Source organism: Mucilaginibacter sp. P4_E8 (genome assembly GCF_056401495.1).
Genome location: NZ_JBFUJG010000416.1, coordinates 1 through 970, shown reverse-complemented (window position 1 = coordinate 970; position 970 = coordinate 1). Strand labels below are relative to the sequence as shown.

General features: G+C 48.8%; 1 protein-coding gene. It reads right to left on the bottom strand.

Translation table 11 applies throughout. From position 1 onward, the window contains the following. Window positions 1-970: amino acid adenylation domain-containing protein (locus AC1DRQ_RS31840; RefSeq protein WP_477430202.1), on the bottom strand; the 970-nt coding region annotated here is incomplete at both ends.

The window sequence follows — 970 nt, the reverse complement described above, 5'->3', positions numbered from 1 at the left end:
CAACACCCTGGCGTACGCCCGGGCTCTGCTGTAGCACGGACTCGATCTCCCCTAGCTCAATACGGTAACCACGGATCTTTACCTGGTCATCCATACGGCCCAGGTACTCTATATTACCGTCAGGCAACCAGCGGCAAAGGTCCCCCGTCTTATACAATCGCCCGCCTTCTTCACCGTAGGGGTCCGGTATGAAACGCTCTGCCGTCAGATCCGAACGGTTCAGGTATCCTCGTGACAAGCCGGCTCCGCCTATACACAGTTCACCACTCACTCCTACAGGACATAAATTACCATCCGCATTTCTTATATATATGCTGGTATTGGCTATTGGAGTGCCTATATTTACTTTAATTCCTTTTGTTAAAAGACTCGCTGTTGACCAGATGGTGGTTTCTGTTGGCCCATAAAGGTTCCATAAACTACCTCCCACAGCGACCAATCGTTCCTTCAATTCATACGGCAAGGCTTCCCCACCCACTAAGATGCGTGTACCTGTATCATTCTTCCATCCTAAATCTAACAGCATCTGCCACATCGATGGAGTTGCCTGCATATAGTCAGGCTTTACTTTTGACAGTAAAGCCATTAGTTGGAACCCATCTCTCGACGCTTCTTTCCCCACCAGGTAAACCTCTCCTCCTGACAGTAAGGGTAAATATAATTCCAGGCATGAAATATCAAAACTATATGTAGTGACAGCCATCATACTCATACCTGGAATAAATCCCAGATCCTGTTTCATTGACAGCAGAAAGTTCAACAAACTCTTATGCTCGATCATCACCCCCTTCGGACGACCTGTTGAACCCGAAGTATAGATCACATACGCCAGGTCACCCGGACTGATCCCGATTTCAGGTGCATCARCAGACTCCTGGCTGATAGCTTCCCGATCTTCGTCAACCAGCACCTGCTCTATGGAATCACCTAATAAGCCCGCGGTGCTCCGGCTCGTTAATGCCAGCGATGC